Source organism: uncultured Dokdonia sp., from assembly GCF_947492815.1.
Taxonomy (GTDB): Bacteria; Bacteroidota; Bacteroidia; order Flavobacteriales; family Flavobacteriaceae; genus Dokdonia.
The window spans coordinates 1-1,466 of the sequence record NZ_CANLOB010000066.1 but is presented as its reverse complement, the minus strand read 5'-3'; the positions used below and the strand labels follow the sequence as shown (position 1 = coordinate 1,466).

The window sequence follows — 1,466 nt, the reverse complement described above, 5'->3', positions numbered from 1 at the left end:
TCTACACTCAAGGCTTGCCAATGGCTTGGTACCATCTTTATACAATCAATAGCATGTGTTTGAAAGTACTCCTGTAACTTTAATCCATCCATCAATGTATCCTTACTAAATAGATGCAAACATCCACCACTTAGTAAAGAACCATACAATACCGTATTCCCTAAATCGGCAGATAAAGATGACATCAATCCAAAACTCTTGTTGGCACTCACACCAATCTTAGCTTCTAATCCTTCGTAGTAATCAACTAAATTCTTATGACTCACCTGAACGCCTTTTGGCTGACCAGTTGTTCCTGAGGTATACACAACATAAGCCGTACTCTCTGCTGTCGCTAAAGAAACAAAGTCAACACCTTCTGGAATAGCAGCTACATCCCCATATTGAATGTCTATGGAAAACACAGGAACTGCAAAATCAATCACATCAAATAAATGGCTCGATTCTATAATCAAACACTTCACAGATGCCTCTTGAACCATGTATAATTGACGCTCCTTCGGTAAGGAAGGATCGATAGGTACATAACCAGCTCCTGATTTTAATATAGAAAGAATACCTAATAATGACCAATTAGAAGTGTCCATCATGATTCCTATCAAATCATTCGCTGCTAATCCATACATCTGTTGGTAATAATAGCCTAATCGTGTAGCAGCTTCATCAAGCTCACTATACGTCATACTATGATCATTAAATCTAAAGGCAACAGCATCTGGTGTCTTACTCACCTGAGCTTCAAATAATGATAACACCGTGCCTTCTCCAGACAACGTATAATCCAATGTATTATAATCGATCACTAAAGACTGCTCCTCTTCTTGAGTGAGCATCGATAGAGTACCAATAGAAGCTGTAGCTCCTGATAAAATCGTATCTAATAAATTCTCATAATGACAACGGAATCTATCCATCGTTGCAGCACTAAATAGATCACTACAATAATTAAAAGAAAATAAAATACCATCAGCACTATCTTCTGCAAAAATGGTCAAATCAAACTTCGCAATATCATAAGACATAGACATCGGAGAAATCGCAATATCACCAAAGGAAGCTACCTTTGCATCTGGATTATTATTTAAAACAAATAATACCTGAAATAAAGAACTCCTACTCTTATCTCTCGTTTTCTCTACGCGATCTACTACCTTCTCAAAAGGAACTGAAATATGATCATAAGCACCCAAAGTCGTTTGCTTTACAGATTGCAATACCTCGCCAAAAGATGGATTACCAGATAAATCTGAACGAAGGGCTAATGTGTTGACAAAGAATCCAATCATAGACTCCAATTCTTGTTGTGGACGATTGGCCACTGTAGTTCCTACACATATATCAGATTGACCACTATAACGGTATAACAACACTTTGTATACACTCAAAAGTAACATAAATAATGTCACCCCTTCTTCCTTAGCATACACACGTAACTGCTCACTACGAGCTGCATCTAACCTGAAATT

General features: G+C 37.4%; 1 protein-coding gene. It reads right to left on the bottom strand.

What is annotated here, in order from left to right:
• A partial coding sequence (locus Q1A01_RS23500) for a condensation domain-containing protein (protein WP_299685984.1) occupies positions 1–1,466 on the bottom strand: 1,466 nt, incomplete at both ends.